This window comes from Geofilum rubicundum JCM 15548, assembly GCF_000974365.1.
GTDB lineage: Bacteria > Bacteroidota > Bacteroidia > Bacteroidales > Marinilabiliaceae > Geofilum > Geofilum rubicundum.
Genome location: NZ_BAZW01000173.1, coordinates 1 through 989 on the forward strand (window position 1 = coordinate 1; position 989 = coordinate 989).

1 protein-coding gene is annotated in these 989 nt (G+C 45.8%); it reads right to left on the bottom strand.

All coding sequences use genetic code 11. From position 1 onward, the window contains the following. On the bottom strand, positions 1-884 hold an 884-nt coding region (gene ltrA, locus JCM15548_RS20610), incomplete at its 3' end, for a group II intron reverse transcriptase/maturase (RefSeq protein ID WP_062129121.1). Positions 885-989 lie beyond the last annotated feature (105 nt).

Below are 989 nucleotides of genomic sequence, written 5' to 3' on the forward strand. Positions count from 1 at the left end.
CGAGGTTGGAACGAATAGCTCAGAAAATCGAACTTCACGTTCTCAAACGCTCCCTGCCGCCTGTAGTCTCTACAGTAAACAAGCTTCGTCTTTTCCGGGTGCAGTTCCAACCCACATTGCTTCATCCGTTTGTTCAAATTACGCATTACGTAATCAGCTTGTGATTTACTCTTGCAGTGCAGTATTGCGTCATCGGCGTATCGCACATACTTGACTGTTGAGTGGGTTTGCTCCAACCATTTATCCATGGCATAATGTAAGAACAGATTTGCTAATAACGGACTAATTACACCTCCTTGTGGCGTTCCTTTTCCTTGCTTCATTACCAGTTCCCCGGTTTTAGTTTGCACGGGTGTTTGAAGCCACCTTTCGATGTACATCAGGCACCATCTTTCGCTTACATGTTTCTTTAATGCCAACATCAACTTCGCATGGTCTATGTTGTCAAAGAATCCTTTGATATCAAGGTCGATTACCCAGTCCGAAATCCTGACGTTCTTCCGTACCTCGGCCAATGCCTGATGAGCATTCTTTCCGGGTCGGTAACCATAAGAATGGGGACTGAAAAGTTTCTCAAACCTCTCTTCCAAATAATCTTTCACGACCATTTGTGCCACGCGATCGCTGATAGTGGGAACACCAAGTTTGCGAACTTTGCCGTCTTTCTTGGGTATTTCCACTTCTTTTAACGGCGGCGGGAAATAACTCCCTGACGCCATCCGGTTCCACAGTTTGTACAGGTGACCAGACCGGTTGGCATCATATTCTTCCATACTGATTTGGTCTATTCCTGCACTCCCTGCTTTGGAGCGCACTTTCTTATAAGCAAGCCATACTTGGTCCTTACTTACTGGTACCGATTTTGTCTCATTCCATAAAGTCATCCTCTTGCGAGTTGTTAAATGTTATGATCCGGTATAACTTGCCCCCTTCGCTCTGCTCTCATTACAATCGCTTCTTCGCTACTACGGGGCAATCCGCCCCTACAT